Raw genomic sequence first — 19,156 nt, 5'->3', positions numbered from 1 at the left:
CGCGGGATGATCACCGCACTGGTTTTGATCCTCGCCGCCTACCTGCTCGGCTCGCTGTCGGGCAGCCTGCTGCTCGGCCGCCTGCGCGGCGTCGACATCCGCACCCAGGGCAGCGGCAATGCCGGCGGCACCAATGCCTTGCGCACGCAGGGCTGGCGGTTCGCGCTGGGTACGGTGCTGGTCGACGTCGGCAAGGGCGTGCTCGCCGCCTGGCTGGCGCGGCGCTTCGCGGGCGATGCCGACGTGGCGTATCTGGCCGTGCTCGCCGCGGTCGCCGGTCATGTGTGGCCGGTCTTCCACGGGTTCCGCGGCGGCAAGGGCGCCGGCACCCTGGTCGGTGGCCTGCTGGTGCTGTGGCCGCTGGCTGTGCTGCCGCTGCTGGCGGTGTGGCTGCTGTGCCTGACCATCACCGGCTATGTCGGCCTGGCGACGATCCTGGCGGCGGCCGCACTGCCCGCGTTCGCCTTCGCCATCGGCGCGGACGGCACACGGCTGGCCTTCGCGCTGGCGGTGGCGGCGTTCATCGCCTTCACCCACCGTGCCAACCTGGCGCGGCTGCGCGCCGGCAACGAGCACCGCTTCGAGCGCGCGCGGGTGCTGGCGCGGCTGTTCGGGAAACGCCCGGCGTGAGCGATCGCGATCTGCTCGCGCGACTCGCGCAGGGGCCGTGCTCGGGCGCGGCGCTGGCGAAGGAGCTGGGCCTCACCCGCGCGGCGGTGTGGAAGCGCATCGAGGCCCTGCGTGCCGACGGCGTCGAGATCGAGGCCCGGACCGGGCGCGGCTACGCGCTGGCCGCGCCGGTGACCTTGCTCGACGCCGGTCGCATTGCCGCGCTGCTGCCGCCATCGCTGCGGGCACGTTGGCCGGTGCCGGAGGTGGTGTGGGAGATCGACTCCACCAACGCCGAGCTGATCCGTCGCGGCGCGGACTGCCCCGATGGCCTGGCGCTGTTCGCCGAGCGCCAGCGTGGCGGTCGCGGCCGGCGCGGACGCCATTGGGCTTCGCCGCTGGCGGCAAACCTCTACCTCTCGCTGCATCGCCGTTTCGATGGCGGCGTGGCCGCGCTGGGTGGGCTGAGCCTGGTGGTCGGCATCGCCGTGGCCGAGGCGCTGCGCAGGCTCGGATACGGGGCGGTCGCGCTGAAATGGCCGAACGACCTGCTTGCCGACGGACGCAAGCTCGGCGGCATCCTGATCGAGCTGGGCGGCGAAGTCGGCGGCCCGATCCAGGCGGTGATCGGCCTCGGCCTGAATGTGCGCATGCCGCGCGCCGCGGCACAGGCCATCGACCAGCCCTGGACCGATCTGACGGCGCTGCGGCCGGCGGCCGTGCCCGACCGCAACGCGCTGGCGGCGGCGCTGCTGGCGTCGCTGTGGCCGGCGCTGGACGATTTCGCCCGCGACGGGCTGGCGCCGTTCCTGCCGCGCTGGGCGGCGCTGGACGCCTTCGCCGGCCGTGAAGTACGCCTGCTGCTCGGCGATGCCGTCCGCGAGGGGGTCGCGCTCGGCATCGCCGCCGACGGTGGCCTGCGCGTGCGCCATGGCGACGGTGGCGAGCGCGTCTATCACAGCGGCGAAGTCAGCCTGCGCGCGGGCGCCACGGAGTAGCGCCTGGCCGGCATTCGCGTCGGGCGCTTGCGTGCGCGGCATCCACTCCATGAAGCTCGTCCCGATTCCCGATTCCCGATTCCCGATTCCCGATTCCCGATTCCCGTGACCTGGCTCTTCGACCTCGGCAACACCCGCCTGAAGTGGGCGCGCTTCGACGACGGCGGCCTGCGTGAGCACGGCGCGCTGGCGCATGGCGAGCCCGGCTTCGAGCACGCACTCGATGCGTGCCTGGCCGAGCTGCCGCGCGCCGAACGTGCGCTGCTCGCCAGCGTCGCCGGCGAGGACCTGGCCGCCCGCGTCGCTGCCCTGGCCGCCCGCCACGGGGTGCCCTGCGAGCGCGTGCACACGCAAAGCGAGTTCGCCGGTCTGCGCATCGCCTACGCCGAGCCGGCGCGGCTGGGGGTGGATCGCTTTCTGGCCCTGCTCGGCGCGCACCGGCGCGGGCCCGGGCCGTGGCTGATCGTCGGCGTCGGCACCGCGCTCACTGTCGACCTGCTGGCCGATGGCGAGCACCTTGGCGGCCTGATCGCACCGTCGCCGGCGCTGATGCGCGAAATGTTGGCCTCGCGCGTGCCGGCGCTGGATGTGGCGGGCGGCGAGCGGGTGGATTTCGCGCGCTGCACCGAGGACGCGCTGGCCGGCGGCACGGTCGGCGCCGCGCTCGGATTGATCGAACGCAGTCACGCCCGCGCCAGCGAATGCCTGGGCACGACGCCGGCGCTGCTGATTGCCGGCGGCGGCGGCGACTCGCTGCTGGCCGCGCTGCGCGTGCCGGCCGAGGCCGCGCCCGATCTGGTGCTGGAAGGGCTGGCCGTCCGTGCCGCCGTGACCGGCTAGAATTCCCGGATGCTCGTCCGCCTGCTGTTCGTCCTGCTGTTCGCCATGAACCTCGCCGTCGCCGGCTGGTGGTGGCTGCGCCCGCAGGCCGAGACGCCCGTCCCCGCGCCCACCGATCCCGGCGTGCCGGCGCTGGTGCTGCTCGGCGAGGCCGAGCTGGCGTCGGCGCCGGCGATCGAGGCCGAACCGGACTCGCCGCCCGAGCCGCTGTCGGCCACGCCGCGCTGCCTCACCCTGGGTCCGTTCCCGAGTCCGGCCGATCTGCGCCGGGTGATGAACGCGCTGCAGCCGGTCGCCGGCCATCTGCAGTTGCGCGAGACGCGCAGCGCGCAGTTGCGCGGCTACCGCGTGTTCCTGCCGGCATCGGCGAGCCGGCAGCAGGCGTTGGAGACGGCGCGCCAGCTGGCCGCGCGCGGCCTGAACGACTACTACGTGGTCGCCGCCGGCGACGAGCAGAACACCATCTCGCTCGGCCTGTTCCGCGACCTCGCCAATGCCGAGCGGCGGCGCGAGGAAGTGCGCGCGCTCGGTTTCGAGCCACGGCTGGAGCCGCGCACCGAGGAAAGCGCGCAGTGGTGGCTGGACGCTGCCGTGCCGGAAGACTTCGACGTGCGCGAGCTGCTGCGCCCCTGGCCCGGCAGCGAGGCGCGCGACGTCGCCTGCCGCTGAGCGGCGCCACCACCCCGGCATCCACTACAATGCCCGCCATGCCGGTATAGCTCAGTCGGTAGAGCAACCGCCTTGTAAGCGGTAGGTCCCCAGTTCGAGTCTGGGTGCCGGCACCAGGTCGAACGCGACCGCGGGCCCGGCCAGTGCGCCGGGCTCTCCCTACCGGCCGGCCGGGCAGGCGTCGATCGGGCGTGGCGGGCGACGGTGCCGGCCCGCGGGCTTGCCGACGGCGTCGGCGAGCAGGCCGAGCGTCGGGCATTCGTCGCCGTCATGACGGGAGCATGCCGCGACCAGCCGCACCAGCTCGGCTTCCAGTCGGCGCAGCGCTTCCAGGCGCTCGCGTACCTGTGCCAGCTTGTGTTCGGTCAGGCGCCGTGTCCGCTCGCAGGCGCGATGCCCGGCGATCTTCGACAGATCCGCGATCTCGTCGAGGCTGAACCCCATCGCCTTGGCGCGACGGATGAACCGCAGCCGCTCCAGATCCGCCGGACCATAGCGGCGAATGCCGCCGAGCGGGCGGACCGGTTGGTCGAGCAGACCACGGCGCTGGTAGTAGCGCACGGTCTCGACATGCACGCCTGCGGCCGCGGCCAGGCGGCCGATGCTGAACGGCTTGGCGGCCATGACTTGACTCCGTACTCGGGTACGGAGTCCAGCATAGCGCCATGAAGCCGACTTCGTCCCGTTCACAGTGGCCGGCGCTGGGGGCGGCGCTCCTCGCCGCGGCCGCGGCCTCGGTCTGCTGTGTCGTACCGCTCGTGCTGGTGCTGCTGGGTATCGGTGGCGCATGGGTCGCCAGCCTCACCGCGTTCGAGACTTTTCGCCCCGGGCTGAGCGTCGTCGCGCTGCTGTGCCTGGGCTGGGCGTTCCGGGTGGCTTACGCACGCGCGCCGCGTTGCAGCGCCGACGTGGACTGCGTCGATCCGCGGCGACTGCGCCGACGTCGGCGTTGGCTGTGGGTGGCGGCGGCGCTGGTCGCGTTGCTGTTGCTGTTTCCGTATTACGTGGGTTGGCTGCTGTAGGAGGTGGAACATGCGCAAACGTGTCGTGGCTGCCGTCCTGGCCGGATGGCTCGCGCTCGCCGCCGCCGCCACGCCCGAACGCGTCGTGCTGTCGGTGCGGAACATGACCTGCCCGGCGTGCGGCATCACGATCCAGAAGGCGCTCGCGAGACTGGAGGGCGTGGGGGAGGTCGTCGTCGATCCGCGCGCCGGAACCGTGGCCGTCGTCTTCGATCCGCAGCGGGCCGATGTGCCCGCCATCGTGAAGGCGGTGACCGATGCCGGCTTTCCTGCCCACGTGAGCGAACGCGATGATTGAGCTGCAACTGCAAAGCACGCTGACCTGTCCGGCCTGCGGTCACCGCGTGACCGAGACCATGCCGACCACGGCCTGCCAGTACTTCTACGATTGCCCGGCCTGCCAGGCCCTGCTGCGGCCCGAGCCGGGCGACTGCTGTGTGTTCTGTTCGTACGGCACGGTGCCGTGCCCGCCGGTCCAGCGGCAGGGGCGCTGCTGCGATTGATGCGGGAGCGGCGGCCGCCCTGCCGCGGCCGGCGTGTCGCCGCATGGGTGCGAGGCTTCACTCCTGGGCGAACATCACCCGGTTGCGACCGGCGCGCTTGGCGCGATACAGCGCCATGTCGGCCTGCGCGTAGAGGGTGCCGGCGATGCGTTCCACGGTGTCGCCCGACAGTGGCCCGGGAAGCAGGACGGACACGCCGACGCTGATGCTGACCTCCACCTGGCCCCGGCCGATGTCGATCGGGCTGCATGCCTCGATCTTCGCACGCAGGCGCTCGGCCAGTTCGGTGGCGTGCTCGGGGCCGATGTCCATGGCGACGACGGCGAACTCCTCGCCGCCGACGCGGGCGATCAGGTCGTTGGGGCGGATCGCCTGGTCGAGCAGCTGCGCCACCGTGCACAGCACGTGGTCGCCGACCGGGTGGCCGAGCTGGTCGTTGATCTGCTTGAAGTGGTCGATGTCGATCAGCATCAGCGCCAGCGGGCGGCGCTGGCGGCGGGCGCGCTCGACCTCCAGTGCGTACTGTTCGTCGAAGTGGCGGCGGTTGCTCAGGCCGGTCAGCGGGTCGGTGATCGTCAGCCGCTCCAGCTCGGCATTGGCCAGGCTCAATTCGCGGGTGCGCAGTTCGACGCGCTGCTCCAGGCTCTCGGCCAGCTCGCGCAGTTCGCGCTCGCGCGCGGTCAGGTCGTCGACCAGGCCGGACAACGCCTCGGTCAGCTGCCGCGCCTCGCGGTAGCCGCTGGCCGGCGGCAGGCGTGCGCCCGACTCGTGCGCGCGCAGGCGCGCGGCGGCCTCGGCCAGGGCGTGCAGCGGGGCGCCGATGCGGCGGGCCATCGCGATGGCGGCCAGCACCGAAAGCAGGATCAGCGCCAGCGCCGCACGCAGGATCTCGATGCGCAGGGCGGTCACGCCGGAGACCGCATGCGAATGGGGTATCCGCACCAGCACGCCCCAGCCCAGGTGCGCGCTGCGCGCGTAACCGGTGAGGTAGCGGCCGCCGCCCGGCCAGACCTCGTCGAGATGGCCGCTGCCGGCACGGGTCAGGGTGCGCATGCCCTCGCTGTCGAGTTGCCGACCGAGCAGGGGCTCGGGACCGAGCAGGACGCGGCCCTCGCTGTCGGTCAGTATGACCTCGGCCGGATCCTGACCGGCGACGGTCCGGTTCAGCTCCGCGTGCTGTCGTTCCGCCCAGTCCCAGGACAGGTAGGCGGCGAGCACGCCCAGCAGCCGGCCGTCGCTGCCGTGGACCGGCATGGCGATGTCGAGGAAGCGTTCCGGCGCGCCGGCCCGGGCATCGGGCGGGCCGGTGGGTGCCGGACGGTCGCGCACCTTGCCCAGGTACAGGCCGTCGCGGGCGGCGAGGAACCAGTCGAGGCCGGACACGTCGTCGCCTTCGAACGGGCCGCCGGCGGCCAGCAGCACGCGACCCCCGGCATCGGCGAAACCGAGCCAGGCATAGTCGGGCACGTTGTGGCGCAGCCGGTCGAGCAGTGCCTGCGCGGTCTCCCGGTTCAGGCTCGGATCGCGCAGCGCGGGCAGTATCGCCAGCAGCTGGAGTTCCTCGATGCGCGCGCTCAGGCCGGCATCGAACCGGGCGGCGAGGTGGCGCGCGTGTGCCGCCTGTCGCGCACCGACTTCCTGGCGCAACTGCTGGGCGGCGCGGTGGTCGATCAGCAGGGCGAGGGCGACCGCCAGCACCACGGTCAGGGCGCCGTAACTCAGGCCGAGCCACAGGCGCAGCCCGACGCCGCGTCCGCGGGCATCGGCCCGTGCCCGATCCGTGCGGGGAGGAGATGGGGTCACGGGCGCGACTATACGCGACTATGCGGTGCCGGGCCGGCATGGCCAGCGGCCGCTCGGGATTGCCGGCCGTTATCATTCGGCCGATCCCTGTCGCGACGAGGACGTTCCATGCAGCGCTTTCCACCCGTTTCCCTGATCGGCGCGCCGACCGACATCGGCGCCGGCCATCGTGGCGCCTCGATGGGCCCGGAGGCGTTGCGCGTGGCGCGGCTGGGCGAGGCCCTGGCCGCCCGCGGCCTGGAGGTGGTCGACCGCGGCAACCTGAGCGGGCCGCACAACCCCTGGTTGCCGCCGGTGGACGGCTACCGCCACCTGGCCGAGGTGGTGGCCTGGAACCGGGCGGTGATGGAGGCCGTCGGCGCCGAGCTCGCGCAGGGGCGGCTGCCGGTCCTGCTCGGCGGCGACCACTGCCTGGCGGTGGGCTCGATCACCGCGGTGGCGGCGCATTGCCGCCAGGCCGGCCGCAAGCTGCGGGTACTGTGGCTGGACGCCCATGCCGACTTCAACACCAGCACCATCACGCCTTCAGGCAACGTCCACGGCATGCCGGTGGCCTGCCTGTGCGGTCACGGCCCGCGCGAGCTCACCCATCTGGGCGGCACGGCGCCGGCGCTGGATCCCGCGCAGATCCGCCAGATCGGCATCCGCTCGGTCGATCCGGGCGAGAAGAAGCTGGTGCACGACGTCGGCCTGGACATCTACGACATGCGCCACATCGACGAGTTCGGCATGCGCCGGGCGATGGAGGAGGCGCTGGACGGCGTCGACGGGGACACCCATCTGCACGTCAGCTTCGATGTCGACTTCCTCGACCCGAGCATCGCGCCGGGCGTCGGCACCACGGTCAAGGGCGGGCCGACCTACCGCGAGGCGCAGCTGGTGATGGAGATGATCGCCGACACCGGCCGGCTCGGCTCGCTGGACATCGTCGAACTCAATCCCGCCTTCGACCATCACAACCAGACCGCCGAACTGGCCGTCGACCTGGTCGAGAGCCTGTTCGGCAAGTCGACGCTGATGCGGGCGTGAGCAGCCGCGCGGGCCGGGAGCGCGCCCCCCGATCCCGCCAGCGGCCCGACCGGCGGTAAACTGCCCGGCCCGCCATGGAATACCCGTCGCGCATGAGCGCCAAGACCCGCGTCCTCACCGGCATCACCACCACCGGCACCCCGCACCTGGGCAACTACGTCGGCGCGATCCGCCCGGCGATCGCCGCCAGCCGCGCCGACGACGTGGAGAGTTTCTTCTTCCTCGCCGACTACCACGCTCTGATCAAATGCGACGACCCGGCGCGGATCGCGCGTTCGCGGCTGGAGATCGCCGCCACCTGGCTGGCGGCCGGCCTGGATCCCGAGCGCGTGGTGTTCTACCGGCAGTCGGACATTCCCGAGATCACCGAGCTGACCTGGCTGCTGACCTGCGTCACCGCCAAGGGCCTGATGAACCGCGCCCATGCCTACAAGGCGGCCACCGACGCCAACCAGGCGATCGGCCAGGATCCGGATGCCGGCGTCACCATGGGCCTGTTCTGCTACCCGGTGCTGATGGCCGCCGACATCCTGATGTTCAACGCCCACAAGGTGCCGGTGGGGCGCGACCAGGTGCAGCACATCGAGATGGCGCGCGACATCGGCCAGCGCTTCAACCACCTGTTCGGCAACGGCCGCGAATTCTTCGTGCTGCCGGAGGCGGTGATCGACGAGGCGGTGGCCACGCTGCCCGGCCTCGACGGCCGCAAGATGTCCAAGAGCTACGACAACACCATCCCGCTGTTCGAGGGCGGCGCCAAGCGTTTGAAAGAGGCGATCCTGAGGATCGTCACCGACTCGCGCGCGCCGGGCGAGCCGAAGGAGCCCGAGGGCACGGCCCTGTTCACGCTCTTCCAGGCCTTCGCCGAAGCCGACGAGAGCGCGGCCTTCGCCGCCGATCTGCGCGCGGGTCTGGCCTGGGGCGAGGCCAAGCAGCGCCTGTTCGAGCGCATCGAGCGCGACATCGCGCCGCTGCGCGAGAAGTACGACGCGCTGATGGCGCGCCCGGCCGACATCGAGGACATCCTGCAGACCGGCGCAGCCAAGGCGCGCGCCGTCGCCATCCCGCTGCTCGCCGAGCTGCGCGCGGCGGTGGGCCTGCGCAGTTTCCGCGACATCGCGCGCGCCGCGACGCCTGCGGCGGACAAGACCGAAGCGGCGAAGCCGCCGCAGTTCAAGCAGTACCGCGAGCGTGACGGCCGCTTCCACTTCAAGCTGATCGACGGCGAGGGGCGGCTGCTGCTGCAGAGCGCGGGCTTCGCCGCGCCCAGGGAGGCCGGCCAGCTGATCGCGCGGCTCAAGCGCGGCGACGCGGTGCTGTCGTTGCAGGGCGAGGCGGTGCACGTCGACGGCGCGGCCATCGGCGAGCTCGGCGACGGCGTGCATCTGGACGACGTGCACGCCGCACTGGTCGCGCTGGCGGTCGTCGAAGGTTGAGGAGAAACCAACGTCCCCGCGAAAGCGGGGACCCGGTGCGCACTATCGGCGACCGGGAGGCGCTGGATTCCCGCTTTCGCGGCATGACGCCTGCGTGCAGATCTTCCGCTCACCGCTCACCGCTCACCCCACACTGCTTTCACTCACTCCTCACTCTTCTCACTCGCTTCTCGCCTCACGTGCCCTACCTCGCCCTGATCCTGTTCCTGCCCTGGTTCGCCGTGCTCGGCGCGCTGTTCTGGCTGTTCCCGCGCCAGCCGCGCCATGCCGCCCGGCGCGGTTTCGATGTCGCCGTGCTGCTCGCGGCCGCCGTGCTGAGCTTCCTCGGCATGCGCTGGGGCTACCTCGGCGCCAGCCCCGAGGCCGGCGCGATCTGGAAGCAGGTGTTGGCCTGCCTGGTCGCCTACGGCGCCTTCCTCGCCGTGCTGGGTCTGGCCTGGCCGCTGCGGGCGCGCTGGCTGCGGGCGATTTGAGTTCCGCCGCCGGCGGCCGATAACTTCCGTGTCCGGGAACGGCGGGGGACATCGTGGCCGACGGGAACGCAAGGCATGGCATGCGGGTGCTGCACACGGCGGGCGACCGCCGCGCGGGGAGCGCCGCGCCGCAGCCGCCCGTCCCTTGTCGTGCGGGCAGTGCGCCGTTCGCTGGCGCCTTCGACGATCTGGCGCGGCTGGCGGCCGCGCTGTGCGCCGCGCCGGTGGCGGTGATCGCGCTGGGCGAGGCGCAGGGCGTGCGGATCGCCGGCAGCGCCGGGCTCTCGTCCGGGCAGGCGGCACGCATCGCGGCACGCTGCGCGCGGGTGCGCCAGCATGAGCTGCCGGCACTGGTCGCCACCGCCCTGCCGGGCACGCCGTTGCACCTGTGCGCCGGCGTCGCGCTTGCCGACGGCGGCGTTTCCGCCGGCACCCTGTGGGTCTTCGACCACACCCCGCGCAGCCTCGATGCCCGGCAGCTCGACCTGCTGGCGGCGCTGGCGCGGCAGGCGCTGGCTTCGACCGAGCTGCAGCGCCTGCGTACGGAACTGGCCGAGAGCCGGCGCGCGCGCCAGGCGCTGGAAAACGAGCTGCGCACTTTCCAGCGCGAGCTGGTGTCGGCCAACGTCAAGCTGCTGCGCGAGGCGCGGCAGGATGCCCTGAGCGGCCTGCCCAACCGGCGCGCGCTGGAGGATCTGCGCGAGCGTTTCAGGCGCGGCGAGTTCGATGCGATGGGGCGCTTCGCCGTGGTCGTCATCGACATCGATCACTTCAAGCGCATCAACGACAGTCACGGCCACGCCGTCGGCGACGAGGTGATCCGCCGGCTCGGCCAGGCCATCCGCGGCTGCGTGCGCGGCCAGGACGTGGCCGGCCGTCACGGCGGCGAGGAGTTCGTCGCCTTCCTGCCCGGCGCCGATCTGGACGGCGCGCGGCGCATGGCCGAGCGCCTGCGCGAGGCGATCGCGCGGATCGACGCGCCCTGCGCCTTCACCGTCTCGATCGGCGTGGCCGCCGGAAGCATCGGCGCGGATGATCTGGATGCGGTGATGGAGCGCGCCGACCGGGCGCTGTACCGCGCCAAGCGCGAGGGCCGCGACCGCATCGTCGCGGCGCAGGGTGACGCCGGATAAGCCGCCATGCCCGCGAAGGCGGGCATCAACGACTTTGCGGGCATGGCATCGAAAGGCACGGGATCCCCGCTTGCGCGGGGATGACGATCGAACGCGGTTGTCGCTTGCGTCGGCCTGGGGCGATGCTCAGTCCCGGCGGTCCGCGCCGGCCGGGAACGCCGGGCGTTGCGGACGCGCCACGCAGAAGCGGTGGCCGGTCGGCGCCTGCATCCCCACCCGGCGGCCACCGCGCGGGCGCGAGACCTCGACTGCGCCGAGATTTCTCCGTCCGCTCGGCGTCGTTCCGCATTTCTCCGTGCGTGCCTTGGCGCTGAAGGTGCGTTCGTTACTGCGGCAGCGCCAGGTCGTCCAGCATCGCGCGCAGGAAGCGCGCCGCCTCGCCGCCGGTGCAGGCGCGGTGGTCGAAGGTCAGCGACAGCGGGATCACCTTGTGCGTCTCGATGCCGCCCATCACCGGCACCAACTGGTGGCGGCCGCGGCCGGCGGCGACGATCGCCACGCACGGCGGCACCACCACCGGCGTCGCGTAGCGGCCGGCGAACATGCCGAAGTTCGACAGCGAGATGGTGTAGCCGCCCAGTTCGGAGGCCGGGATGCTGCGGTCCTCGACCTGCGCGCGCAGGCGGTCGATGGCCTGGCGGATGCCGGCGGCGTCGAGCACGTCGGCATTGCGCAGCGCCGGCACGAACAGGCCGTCGGCGGTGTCCACGGCGATGCCGATGTCCACGTGCGGGTGCAGGGTGCGGGTGAGTGACTCGCCGTCGAACCAGGCGTTGAGCGCCGGTACGGCCTTGCAGGCGCGCACGATGGCGCGCACCAGCCGCACGGTGATGTCGTTGCCGGGCGTCCAGGCGTGAATGTCGGCGTCGTCGGCGAGCGTGGTCGGCACGACCTTGCTGTGGGCGTCGGCCATCACCCGCGCCATGTTGCGGCGCACGCCCTTGAGCTGTTCGGGCTGGCCGCTGGCCGCCGCGCCGGGCGGCGAGGTGCGCATCGGCTTGCCGCTGGCCGACAGCGGGGTGCGCTGGGCGACGCCCGGGGGCGGCGCGGTTCCGGCAGCCGTTGCCGCACGCGCCGGCGTCGGCGCGGCGCCGAGTCGCGCCGTGCCCGCGGCGGCGGCCTGCTTGACGTCCTGCATCGTCACCACGCCACCTTCGCCGCTTGGCCGTACGCGGGTCAGGTCGACCTTGAGCTTCTTCGCCAGCGCGCGCACCGCCGGCATCGCCTTGACGCCGCCGACGCTGCTGGCCTGCTCGGCATGCACGCGGTCGCCGACTTCCATCGCGCCGACCACGGTGCCGGCATCGCCGGAAGATTCCTCCGTCTCGATCACGCCGCCGTCGTCGGAGGCGACCACCTTGCCGCCATCCTCCGGCGCCGGCGCGCCGGCGCCCTTGGGCGGGCCGTGGTGGTGGCCGGTGTCCTGGCCTTCGGCGCGCTGGGGCAGGCTCGGGTCGATCTCGAACTCGGCCAGCACCGTGCCGGTGGCGATCACGTCGCCGGGGCCGCCGGCCAGCCTGAGCACCTTGCCCGAGCACGGCGCCGGCACCTCGACCACGGCCTTGGCGGTTTCCATCGACACCAGCGGCTCGTCCAGCCGGATGGTGTCGCCGACCTTGACGAACCATTCGACGATGGTGGCGTCGGGCAGGCCTTCGCCGAGGTCGGGGAGGTGGAATTTCTTTGTGTCGGCCATGGGGTGCTCCAGAATCGGGAGGTAACCGGGAACCGTGAACCGGTAGCCGGAGGTGGGGCGGTCCGGTTACCGGCTACCGGTTGCCCTGCAATTCAACCGGCGGCGATCGTCTGCTTCGCCGCCGCGACGATCTTCTCCACGCTCGGCAGGTACTTCATCTCCAGCCGGAACAGCGGGATCGGGGTGTCGTAGCCGGTGACGCGCTCGACCGGGGCGAGCAGGTCGTACATGCACTCCTCGCTCAGCCGGGCGGCGATCTCGGCGCCGAAGCCGGCGGTGCGTGGCGCCTCGTGCACGATCACGCAGCGGCCGGTCTTCGCGACCGATTCGGCGATGGTGTCGAAGTCCAGCGGCTTGAGCGTGGCGACGTCGATCACCTCGGCGTGGATGCCTTCGGCGGCCAGCGCGTCGGCGGCTTCCAGGCATTCCTTCACCTGTGCGCCCCAGGTCACCAGCGTCACGTCGCTGCCGTCGCGCAGCACGAAGCACACGTCCAGCGGCAGCGCCTCGCCGTCGTCGGGCACCTCCTCCTTGTACTGGCGGTAGATGCGCTTGGGCTCCATGTAGATGACCGGATCGGGGTCGCGGATCGCCGCCAGCAGCAGGCCGTAGGCGCGCGCCGGCGAGCTGGGCAGCACCACCCGCAGGCCGGGCACGTTGGTGAACATCGCCTCGTTGGCCTCGCTGTGGTGCTCGGGCGCGCGGATGCCGCCGCCCCAGGGCACGCGCAGCACCATCGGGCAGGTCAGCCGGCCGCGGGTGCGGGTGCGGAAGCGCGCGGCGTGGCAGACGATGTGGTCGAGCATCGGGTAGACGAAGCCGTCGAACTGCACCTCGGCGACCGGGCGCATGCCCTGCGAGGCCAGGCCGACGGTGAGGCCGGCGATGGTGGTCTCGTCCAGCGGTGTGTCGAGCACGCGCGCCTCGCCGAAGCGCTGCTGCAGCCCGGCGGTGGCGCGGAACACACCGCCGTTGACGCCGACGTCCTCGCCCAGCACGACCACGCGGTCGTCGTGGGCCATCTCGTGGGCCAGTGCCTGGGTGATGGCTTCGATCAGGGTGATGGCGGCCATTACTTGCGTGCCTCCCAGGCGAGCGCCTGCTCGCGCTGGCGCGCGAGGTCGGCGGGCATGTCGGCGTAGAGGTGGTCGAAGATGCTCTCGATCGGCTGCACGGGGGTTTCCAGGTAGGCGTTGACCTCGGCATCCACCAGCGCGCCGCACTCGGCCTTCCAGGCCTCCTCCTGTTTCTCGTCCCACGCCTTCCTGCCGATGAGGTACGCCTTGAGGCGTTTCATCGGCTCGCGCTCCCAGGCGGCCTTGACCTCGTCGTCGGGCCGGTAGCGGCGGGCATCGTCGGCGGTGGTGTGGTCGGACAGACGGTAGGTGACCAGTTCCAGCACGCTGCCGCCTTCGCCGTTCCGCGCCTGCTCGACCGCGGTCCGCACTGCATCGAGCACGGCGATCAGGTCGTTGCCGTCCACCTGCAGGCAGTGCAGACCGCCGGCCAGACCCTTCTGCGCCAGTGTCTTCGCTCCGGTCTGCGCGCGGCGCGGCACCGAGATCGCCCACTGGTTGTTGACGATGCACAGCACGAACGGCAGGCCGTAGGCGCCGGCGGCATTGATCGCGGCATAGGTGTCGGTCTTGGAGCTGCCGCCGTCACCGACACAGGCCAGTGCCACGCGCGCCTCGCCGCGCAGCTTGAACGCCAGCGCCGCGCCGGCGGCGTGCAGGCACTGGGTGCCGATCGGCACGCACCAGGGGTAGTCGTGCTTCGGTCCGGAGAAATCGTTGCCGCGCTCGTCGCCGCCCCAGTACATCAGCACTTCGCGCGGCTTCACCCCGCGCATGAACTGCGCGCCGTACTCGCGGTAGGAGGGGGCGAACACGTCCTCGGGCTTCAGCGCCGCGCCGATGCCGACGTGGGCGGCCTCGTGGCCGAGGCAGCTGGCGTAGGTGCCGAGCTTGCCGGTGCGCTGCAGCGCCACCGCCTTGGTGTCGAAGGTGCGCACCAGCAGCATCTGCTTGTAGAGGGCGACCAGGCGGTCGGTGTCCTTGGCGAAATCGGGCAGGTCCTTGCGGACCGGCGTGCCGTCCTCGGCCAGGTATTGCAGGTAGTGGATGTCGTAGCTGGCGACCGTGGTCATCACGCCGGGCCTGCGGGGAGTGGAAACCCGCTAGATAGCAGCCCGGTGCCGACCGAGGCAAGGCGCACTGCGGCAGATGACTGTTTCTGAAAGGTTTTTCTGGATCGCAAAGCGAAGGGCGCGGCCGAGGCCGCGCCCTTCGTCATCCCCATCCGCATCCTCAGCGCGCCGCGAAGCCGGGCAGGCCGACGATGCGCACGCTGCTCTCGGCACGGTTGTCGTGCGGTGCCGGGTCGGTGCTGGCGCTGGCCGCCTCGGCGCGCACGCCGAGGAACGCGCGCGGCGCGTCGCGGCGCACGCCGCTGCGCAGGGTGAACACGGCAGCCTCGCCGGCCTCCAGGCGGGTGCCGTTGCGGCAGACGATGCGCAGGCCGGTGCCGGCTGTCAGCGGGGCGTCGCAGTCCCAGCCCGCCGGTGCATCGACGGTCGGGTCGTTGGCGGCGCTGTCGAGCACGAACTCGACCGTCGGACGCAGTGCCGGCTGCGGGCCGGCATGGCTGACGCGGGCGATGAACTCGGCGACCTGGCCGACACGCACCGGCGTCGCCGGACCGCTCAGCGTCATCTTCAGGTCGGCGCTGAGGAAGGCCGGCGGCAGCAGGTAGGCCAGTACCGGGTCGTGGTCGGAGGTGCGGGTCGGCAGCGTGCCGTCGCCGGCATGGTCGGCGCCGAAGTCGGCGTTGATGCGCGGATGCTCCAGCCAGATCTGCACTTCGTCCTGCAGCGGCTGGTTGACCAGCACGTGGTCGAGCGTCTGCGCGCTGCCGGCGAACACGTAGGAGTAGCGCTCGTCGGCGGGCGTGGTGGTGGTGAGGTTGAGCAGCGGGCGCTTCAGCGGGCTGTCGGCGTGCAACAGCACGCGGTCGGCCGGGGCCGGTTGGCCGGTGACGATGCCCATCACGTCGACGTAGCCGTCGTTGAACTCGAAGGCGTTGAAGTCGCCGAGTAGCAGGATCTTCTCCTGCGGATCGGCGTTCTGGCGCTGCTCGATCAGGTCGGCCAGCCACAGTGCCTGCTGCAGGCGCTTGCCGCGACGGCGGTTGCCCTCGGTGACCCAGCTGTCGTTGCGGCTGGCCAGGCTGTTGATGTCGATCAGCGACAGCAGGTGGTTGGCGATGACCGTCAGCTCGAAGCGTGCCCCGTTGTCGGCGTTGAATGCTGCCATCAGCCGCAGCGGCGGGCGGTCGTTGAGCACGGCGGTGGCGCTGCCGTCGGGTGCGACCAGGCGGGCGTCGACGCCCTCCTGCACCACCGCCAGCGCTTCGACCCGCGGCAGGCCGCTGGCGACCGGCGCGGTGCGCAGCAGGAAGCCGAGGTTCTGCGTGCCGGTGGGCGCCGGGATCAGGTGGGCTTCGTACTGTGGTGCCTCCGGGCAATGGCCGAACTCGTCGTCGTTGAGCGACTGCGCCAGGCGCTGCGCGGTGGCGAGGTCGCGGATCTCGACCAGGCCGAGCAGGTCCGGGGTGCGCAGGTACTGGCAGATCGCCAGCGCCAGCTTGCGCAGGCGCAGCGTGTTGGCCGGGCTGTCCTCGGCGAGGTTGAGGTTCTCGATGTTGAAGCCGGCGATGCTGATGGCGCCTTCCGGACGCGGCGCGACCGGCCGCGGCACCGCGCCGCCGGCAAAGCCGAGTTCGAGACCGGGATCGGGCAGCAGGGTGTAGTCGCCCGAGTCGTAGTAGAGCACGCCGGTCAGGCCGGTGATGACGGTGCCGACATCGACGTCGATCGGCGTCGCGCCGGTCTGGGTGGCGCTTTCCACGCGCAGCCGCTCGGGGTTGGTGTCGAACCACGGCGGGGTCACGCCGGGCGGCAGCGGGGTGACGTCGAGCACGCCCATGCCTTCCTCGCGGAACGGGCGCGGGGTGCCCGGCAGCACGCCGAAGAACACGCCCTGGGCGTTGCTCGGGCCGACCACTTCCAGCGCCGGCACGCTCACGCGCATGGTCTCGTAGCGGGCCAGGTAGTCGGGCGCGTTGTCGGGCGAGAGCGCGGTTTCATCGAGTACGACCGGCTCCGGCAGCGGCTGGCCGGTGGCGCGCAGGCTCACGCTCAGCGGGCTGCCGAGCTGGGTCAGCGGCAGGCCGTGCGGAGTGCGCAGGAACTGGGTGACGCGACCGGCCACGCGCACGCGGTGACCGACCTGGGCCGCTGCCGGGACGTTGTCGTTGCCGGTGAAGACGAAGATCCCTTCCGCGCTGAGCGGATCGTCGTCCTCCTCGCCCGGCGCGCTCTGGATCACGAAGCCGTTGCGGCGGGTGGCGGTGACGATGCCCTCGGTGACCACCTGCTGACCCAGCAGCGGTGACACCGTGCCCGGCCCCTGGATCGCGCCGATCGGGGTCAGCGCCACGGTGGTGTTGACGATGCGGCCGATGGCGACCGTATCGACGCCCTCGGCGCCGTCGAGTTCGCTCACCGTGACCGTCAGCGTGCGGGTGGTGCCGGGTTCGGGGTTGCCGAGCACGTCGACGGCGAACTCGTAACGCTGCTCGCCGGCCGGAATGACCGCTTCGGCCTCGCTGCGGGCGACGTAGTGCACGCCGGCCTGGGCGGTGCCGTCGGCGGTGGCGATGGCGAAGCGCACGTCCTGTTCGGCCGCTGTGTCGAGTTCGACCACGAACAGCAGCGGCGACGGCACGCCGTCCTCGCCGATCTCGACCGTGGCGTCGGCCACGCTCAACGCCGGCAGCGTGCCGGCGGCCTCGAAGGCGATGCGCAGGTCGTCGATGGCCAGGCCGTGGTCGGCGCCGGCGTTGTCGATGTCGACCCAGCGCAGCCAGATCTCGTGGCCGTCGGGCACGCGCACCTCCAGCCGGCCGGCGACGGCGGCGCGGTTGGCGGCGGCGTTGCCGTCGAGCGCGCCAGCGGTGGCGGTGGCGACCGGGCCGGTGAAATCGAGCGCGGAGACGCTGGTCCAGCCGCTCGCCGGCGTGTTGATCGCGGTGATCTCGCCGGCCGGTGCGATGCGGTACTGGAAGGCCAGCGAGTGCTGGGCGGTATTGCCGCCGTTGCGCCACTGTTCGCCGGTATAGGCGATGTCCAGCGCGGTCAGGGGACGGCCGCTGGCGTTGGCCAGGCGCACGCCGTAGTAGAGCGTGCCGGTGCTGCCGGAGGCGACGCTGCCCAGCGCCCGGTCGGGGCCGGTGCCGAAGCTGTACAGCGCGCCGGCATTGGAGCTGCCGGTGCCGGCGTTGTAAGTGGCACGGCTGCTGTACCAGCCGGGCAGGGTGGCGTTGTCTTGCCAGGCGTGGCCGGTGCCGCTGGCGGCGAGCGCGTCGAAATCCTGTTGGTAGACGGTGCCCGGCGCGGTGACGACGACCTGGGCCTGGGCGGCGGGCACGGCGCCGAAGGCCAGCAACAGCATGGACAGCGCGCCGAGGCGCGACGGGATGGACAGCATCGGATTTTCCCCAGTTGCGATGCCGGCGGGCCGGCGGGTGAGATCGGTGTGACCGGTGTCACAGAACGCCTGGCGATTCTAAGCGGACACCGGCGACGCTGGCATGACAGCCGGATGACACCGGCATGGCCTGGCCCGGCCGATGGCATACCATTGCCTTTTCCGCCTCCGGTGCCGCGGCCATGACCCACGACAGCAACCAGCGCCCGCTCGAGCGCGGGATCACCACCGACCTGCGCGACAAGATGACCTACGGCGGCTATCTGCGGCTGGACGTGCTGCTGAGCGCGCAGCAGCCGGTCAGCGACCCGCCGCATCACGACGAGATGCTGTTCATCGTCCAGCACCAGGTGTCGGAGCTGTGGCTGAAACTGATCATCCACGAGCTGCGTGCGGCCCTGCGCCATCTGCAGGCCGACGAGCTGGGGCCGGTGCAGAAGATCCTGGCGCGGGTCAAGCAGGTGCAGCGGCAACTGTTCGAGCAGTGGTCGGTGCTGGAGACGCTCACGCCCAGCGAGTACCTGGAGTTCCGCGGCGCGCTGGGCTCGTCCTCGGGCTTCCAGTCGCTGCAGTACCGGCTGGTGGAATTCATGCTCGGCAACAAGAACGCCGAGATGGTGAAGGTGTTCGACCACGATCCGGCCGCGCGCGCCGAACTGGAGGCCGCGCTGGCCGCGCCCAGCCTCTACGACGAATTCCTGCGCCACCTGCACCGCAAGGGCCACGCGGTGCCGGCCGAGTGCGTCGAGCGTGACTGGTCCAGGCCGCACGTGCGCAACCCGGCGCTGATCCCGGTGTTCAAGCGCATCTACGAGGACACCGCCGCGCACTGGTCGGCCTATGCCCTGTGCGAGCAACTGGTGGACGTGGAGGAGAGCTTCCAGCTCTGGCGTTTCCGCCACATGAAGACGGTGGAGCGGGTGATCGGCTACCGGCGCGGCTCGGGCGGCTCCTCGGGCGTGGGCTTTCTCAAGCAGGCGCTGGAGCTGACCTTCTTCCCCGAACTGCTGGACGTGCGCACGGTGCTGGGCACGCCGGATTGAGCCGGCCGCCCGGTTCCATCGGCGGCATGACCCGCTTTGCCTGCAAGCGGCTTCAGCCGCGACCGGAAAACCACGCAGGCATCCGGTCGCGACTGAAGCCTCTCCTGCAGCGTGTGGGCTGGTTTCTCGCGATCGTGTCGGCGCTGCGCGCTGGGTGTTTCGTGCGCTTGCGGCTTCTCGCGAACTGGCCGGCGCGTTGCGCCGGGTGTTCCGTGCGCCTGTGGGTTTGTCGCGATCTGGCCGGCCTTTCAGGCCGGGTGTTCCGTCCGCCTGCCGGCGGCCGGGTCACTTTCTCTTGCTTGCCCAAGAGAAAGTGACCAAAGAGAAGGGCACCCCAGGTGCTCGCGCCCTCC

The 19,156-nt window shown here is 71.8% G+C and carries 18 protein-coding genes and 1 tRNA gene; 13 read left to right on the top strand and 6 right to left on the bottom strand.

Annotated features, from left to right (window positions below; translation table 11 throughout):
• Window positions 1–6: 6 nt before the first annotated feature.
• The 5 genes from plsY to HNQ58_RS06225 all read left to right on the top strand — a co-directional run bounded on the left by plsY (window position 7) and on the right by HNQ58_RS06225 (window position 3,232).
• Window positions 7–630, top strand: coding sequence for a glycerol-3-phosphate 1-O-acyltransferase PlsY (gene plsY / locus HNQ58_RS06245; RefSeq protein WP_183948054.1), 624 nt, complete (start codon window positions 7–9; stop codon window positions 628–630).
• On the top strand, window positions 627–1,607 hold the full coding sequence (gene birA, locus HNQ58_RS06240) for a bifunctional biotin--[acetyl-CoA-carboxylase] ligase/biotin operon repressor BirA (RefSeq protein ID WP_183948053.1): 981 nt from the start codon (window positions 627–629) through the stop codon (window positions 1,605–1,607). Before plsY ends, birA begins: the two co-directional genes overlap by 4 nt.
• A gap of 105 nt (window positions 1,608–1,712) precedes the next feature.
• Complete coding sequence (locus tag HNQ58_RS06235) at window positions 1,713–2,447, top strand: type III pantothenate kinase (protein ID WP_183948052.1); 735 nt, start codon at window positions 1,713–1,715, stop codon at window positions 2,445–2,447.
• 9 nt (window positions 2,448–2,456) lie between these two features.
• The gene (locus HNQ58_RS06230) at window positions 2,457–3,116 is read left to right on the top strand and encodes an SPOR domain-containing protein (protein WP_183948051.1); all 660 of its coding nucleotides are present in this window, start codon (window positions 2,457–2,459) and stop codon (window positions 3,114–3,116) included.
• A 40-nt stretch (window positions 3,117–3,156) separates the two neighbouring features.
• A tRNA-Thr gene (locus HNQ58_RS06225) sits at window positions 3,157–3,232 on the top strand.
• A 43-nt stretch (window positions 3,233–3,275) separates the two neighbouring features.
• On the opposite strand, the gene HNQ58_RS06220 is transcribed toward HNQ58_RS06225, so the two are convergent.
• The gene (locus HNQ58_RS06220) at window positions 3,276–3,740 is read right to left on the bottom strand and encodes a MerR family transcriptional regulator (RefSeq protein ID WP_183948050.1); all 465 of its coding nucleotides are present in this window, start codon (window positions 3,738–3,740) and stop codon (window positions 3,276–3,278) included.
• 41 nt (window positions 3,741–3,781) lie between these two features.
• On the opposite strand from HNQ58_RS06220, the gene HNQ58_RS06215 reads away from it, so the two are divergent.
• Genes HNQ58_RS06215 through HNQ58_RS06205 form a run of 3 tightly spaced genes read left to right on the top strand, consistent with a single transcriptional unit; the run spans window position 3,782 to window position 4,641 of the window.
• Window positions 3,782–4,138, top strand: coding sequence for a mercuric transporter MerT family protein (locus tag HNQ58_RS06215; protein WP_183948049.1), 357 nt, complete (start codon window positions 3,782–3,784; stop codon window positions 4,136–4,138).
• 10 nt (window positions 4,139–4,148) lie between these two features.
• Window positions 4,149–4,436, top strand: coding sequence for a heavy-metal-associated domain-containing protein (locus tag HNQ58_RS06210; protein ID WP_183948048.1), 288 nt, complete (start codon window positions 4,149–4,151; stop codon window positions 4,434–4,436).
• Complete coding sequence (locus HNQ58_RS06205) at window positions 4,429–4,641, top strand: GDCCVxC domain-containing (seleno)protein (protein ID WP_183948047.1); 213 nt, start codon at window positions 4,429–4,431, stop codon at window positions 4,639–4,641. Before HNQ58_RS06210 ends, HNQ58_RS06205 begins: the two co-directional genes overlap by 8 nt.
• A 57-nt stretch (window positions 4,642–4,698) precedes the next feature.
• Here the strand turns inward: HNQ58_RS06205 and HNQ58_RS06200 are convergent, their stop codons facing one another.
• The gene (locus tag HNQ58_RS06200; protein ID WP_183948046.1) at window positions 4,699–6,444 is read right to left on the bottom strand and encodes a diguanylate cyclase; all 1,746 of its coding nucleotides are present in this window, start codon (window positions 6,442–6,444) and stop codon (window positions 4,699–4,701) included.
• Window positions 6,445–6,552: 108 nt separating this feature from the next.
• Between HNQ58_RS06200 and rocF the strand changes: the two genes are divergently transcribed.
• From rocF to HNQ58_RS06180, 4 genes are all read left to right on the top strand, one after another.
• On the top strand, window positions 6,553–7,473 hold the full coding sequence (gene rocF / locus HNQ58_RS06195; RefSeq protein WP_183948045.1) for an arginase: 921 nt from the start codon (window positions 6,553–6,555) through the stop codon (window positions 7,471–7,473).
• A gap of 92 nt (window positions 7,474–7,565) precedes the next feature.
• Window positions 7,566–8,909, top strand: a complete 1,344-nt coding sequence (locus HNQ58_RS06190; RefSeq protein WP_183948044.1) for a tryptophan--tRNA ligase — start codon at window positions 7,566–7,568, stop codon at window positions 8,907–8,909.
• Between the two features lie 179 nt (window positions 8,910–9,088).
• Entirely contained in the window at window positions 9,089–9,382 is a 294-nt protein-coding gene (locus tag HNQ58_RS06185; protein ID WP_183948043.1) for a hypothetical protein, read from the top strand.
• Window positions 9,383–9,462: 80 nt separating this feature from the next.
• On the top strand, window positions 9,463–10,515 hold the full coding sequence (locus HNQ58_RS06180; RefSeq protein ID WP_183948042.1) for a GGDEF domain-containing protein: 1,053 nt from the start codon (window positions 9,463–9,465) through the stop codon (window positions 10,513–10,515).
• A gap of 325 nt (window positions 10,516–10,840) precedes the next feature.
• Here the strand turns inward: HNQ58_RS06180 and HNQ58_RS06175 are convergent, their stop codons facing one another.
• The 4 genes from HNQ58_RS06175 to HNQ58_RS06160 form a co-directional block, all read right to left on the bottom strand.
• Window positions 10,841–12,211, bottom strand: coding sequence for a dihydrolipoamide acetyltransferase family protein (locus HNQ58_RS06175; protein WP_183948041.1), 1,371 nt, complete (start codon window positions 12,209–12,211; stop codon window positions 10,841–10,843).
• Between the two features lie 92 nt (window positions 12,212–12,303).
• Window positions 12,304–13,284 (bottom strand): alpha-ketoacid dehydrogenase subunit beta, encoded by a 981-nt coding sequence (locus HNQ58_RS06170; protein ID WP_183948040.1) that lies wholly within the window; start codon window positions 13,282–13,284, stop codon window positions 12,304–12,306.
• On the bottom strand, window positions 13,284–14,360 hold the full coding sequence (gene pdhA / locus HNQ58_RS06165; protein WP_183948039.1) for a pyruvate dehydrogenase (acetyl-transferring) E1 component subunit alpha: 1,077 nt from the start codon (window positions 14,358–14,360) through the stop codon (window positions 13,284–13,286). The genes HNQ58_RS06170 and pdhA overlap by 1 nt, the downstream gene beginning before the upstream one ends.
• Window positions 14,361–14,520: 160 nt before the next feature.
• Window positions 14,521–17,760, bottom strand: coding sequence for an endonuclease/exonuclease/phosphatase family protein (locus HNQ58_RS06160; protein WP_183948038.1), 3,240 nt, complete (start codon window positions 17,758–17,760; stop codon window positions 14,521–14,523).
• A 182-nt stretch (window positions 17,761–17,942) separates the two neighbouring features.
• Here HNQ58_RS06160 and HNQ58_RS06155 point away from each other — a divergent pair, with 182 nt between their 5' ends.
• Complete coding sequence (locus tag HNQ58_RS06155; RefSeq protein WP_183948037.1) at window positions 17,943–18,803, top strand: tryptophan 2,3-dioxygenase; 861 nt, start codon at window positions 17,943–17,945, stop codon at window positions 18,801–18,803.
• The last annotated feature ends 353 nt before the right edge of the window (window positions 18,804–19,156 follow it).

It is taken from the genome of Rehaibacterium terrae (genome assembly GCF_014202935.1).
Classification (GTDB): domain Bacteria; phylum Pseudomonadota; class Gammaproteobacteria; order Xanthomonadales; family Xanthomonadaceae; genus Rehaibacterium; species Rehaibacterium terrae.
This window is presented reverse-complemented; position numbering and strand designations above follow the sequence as displayed.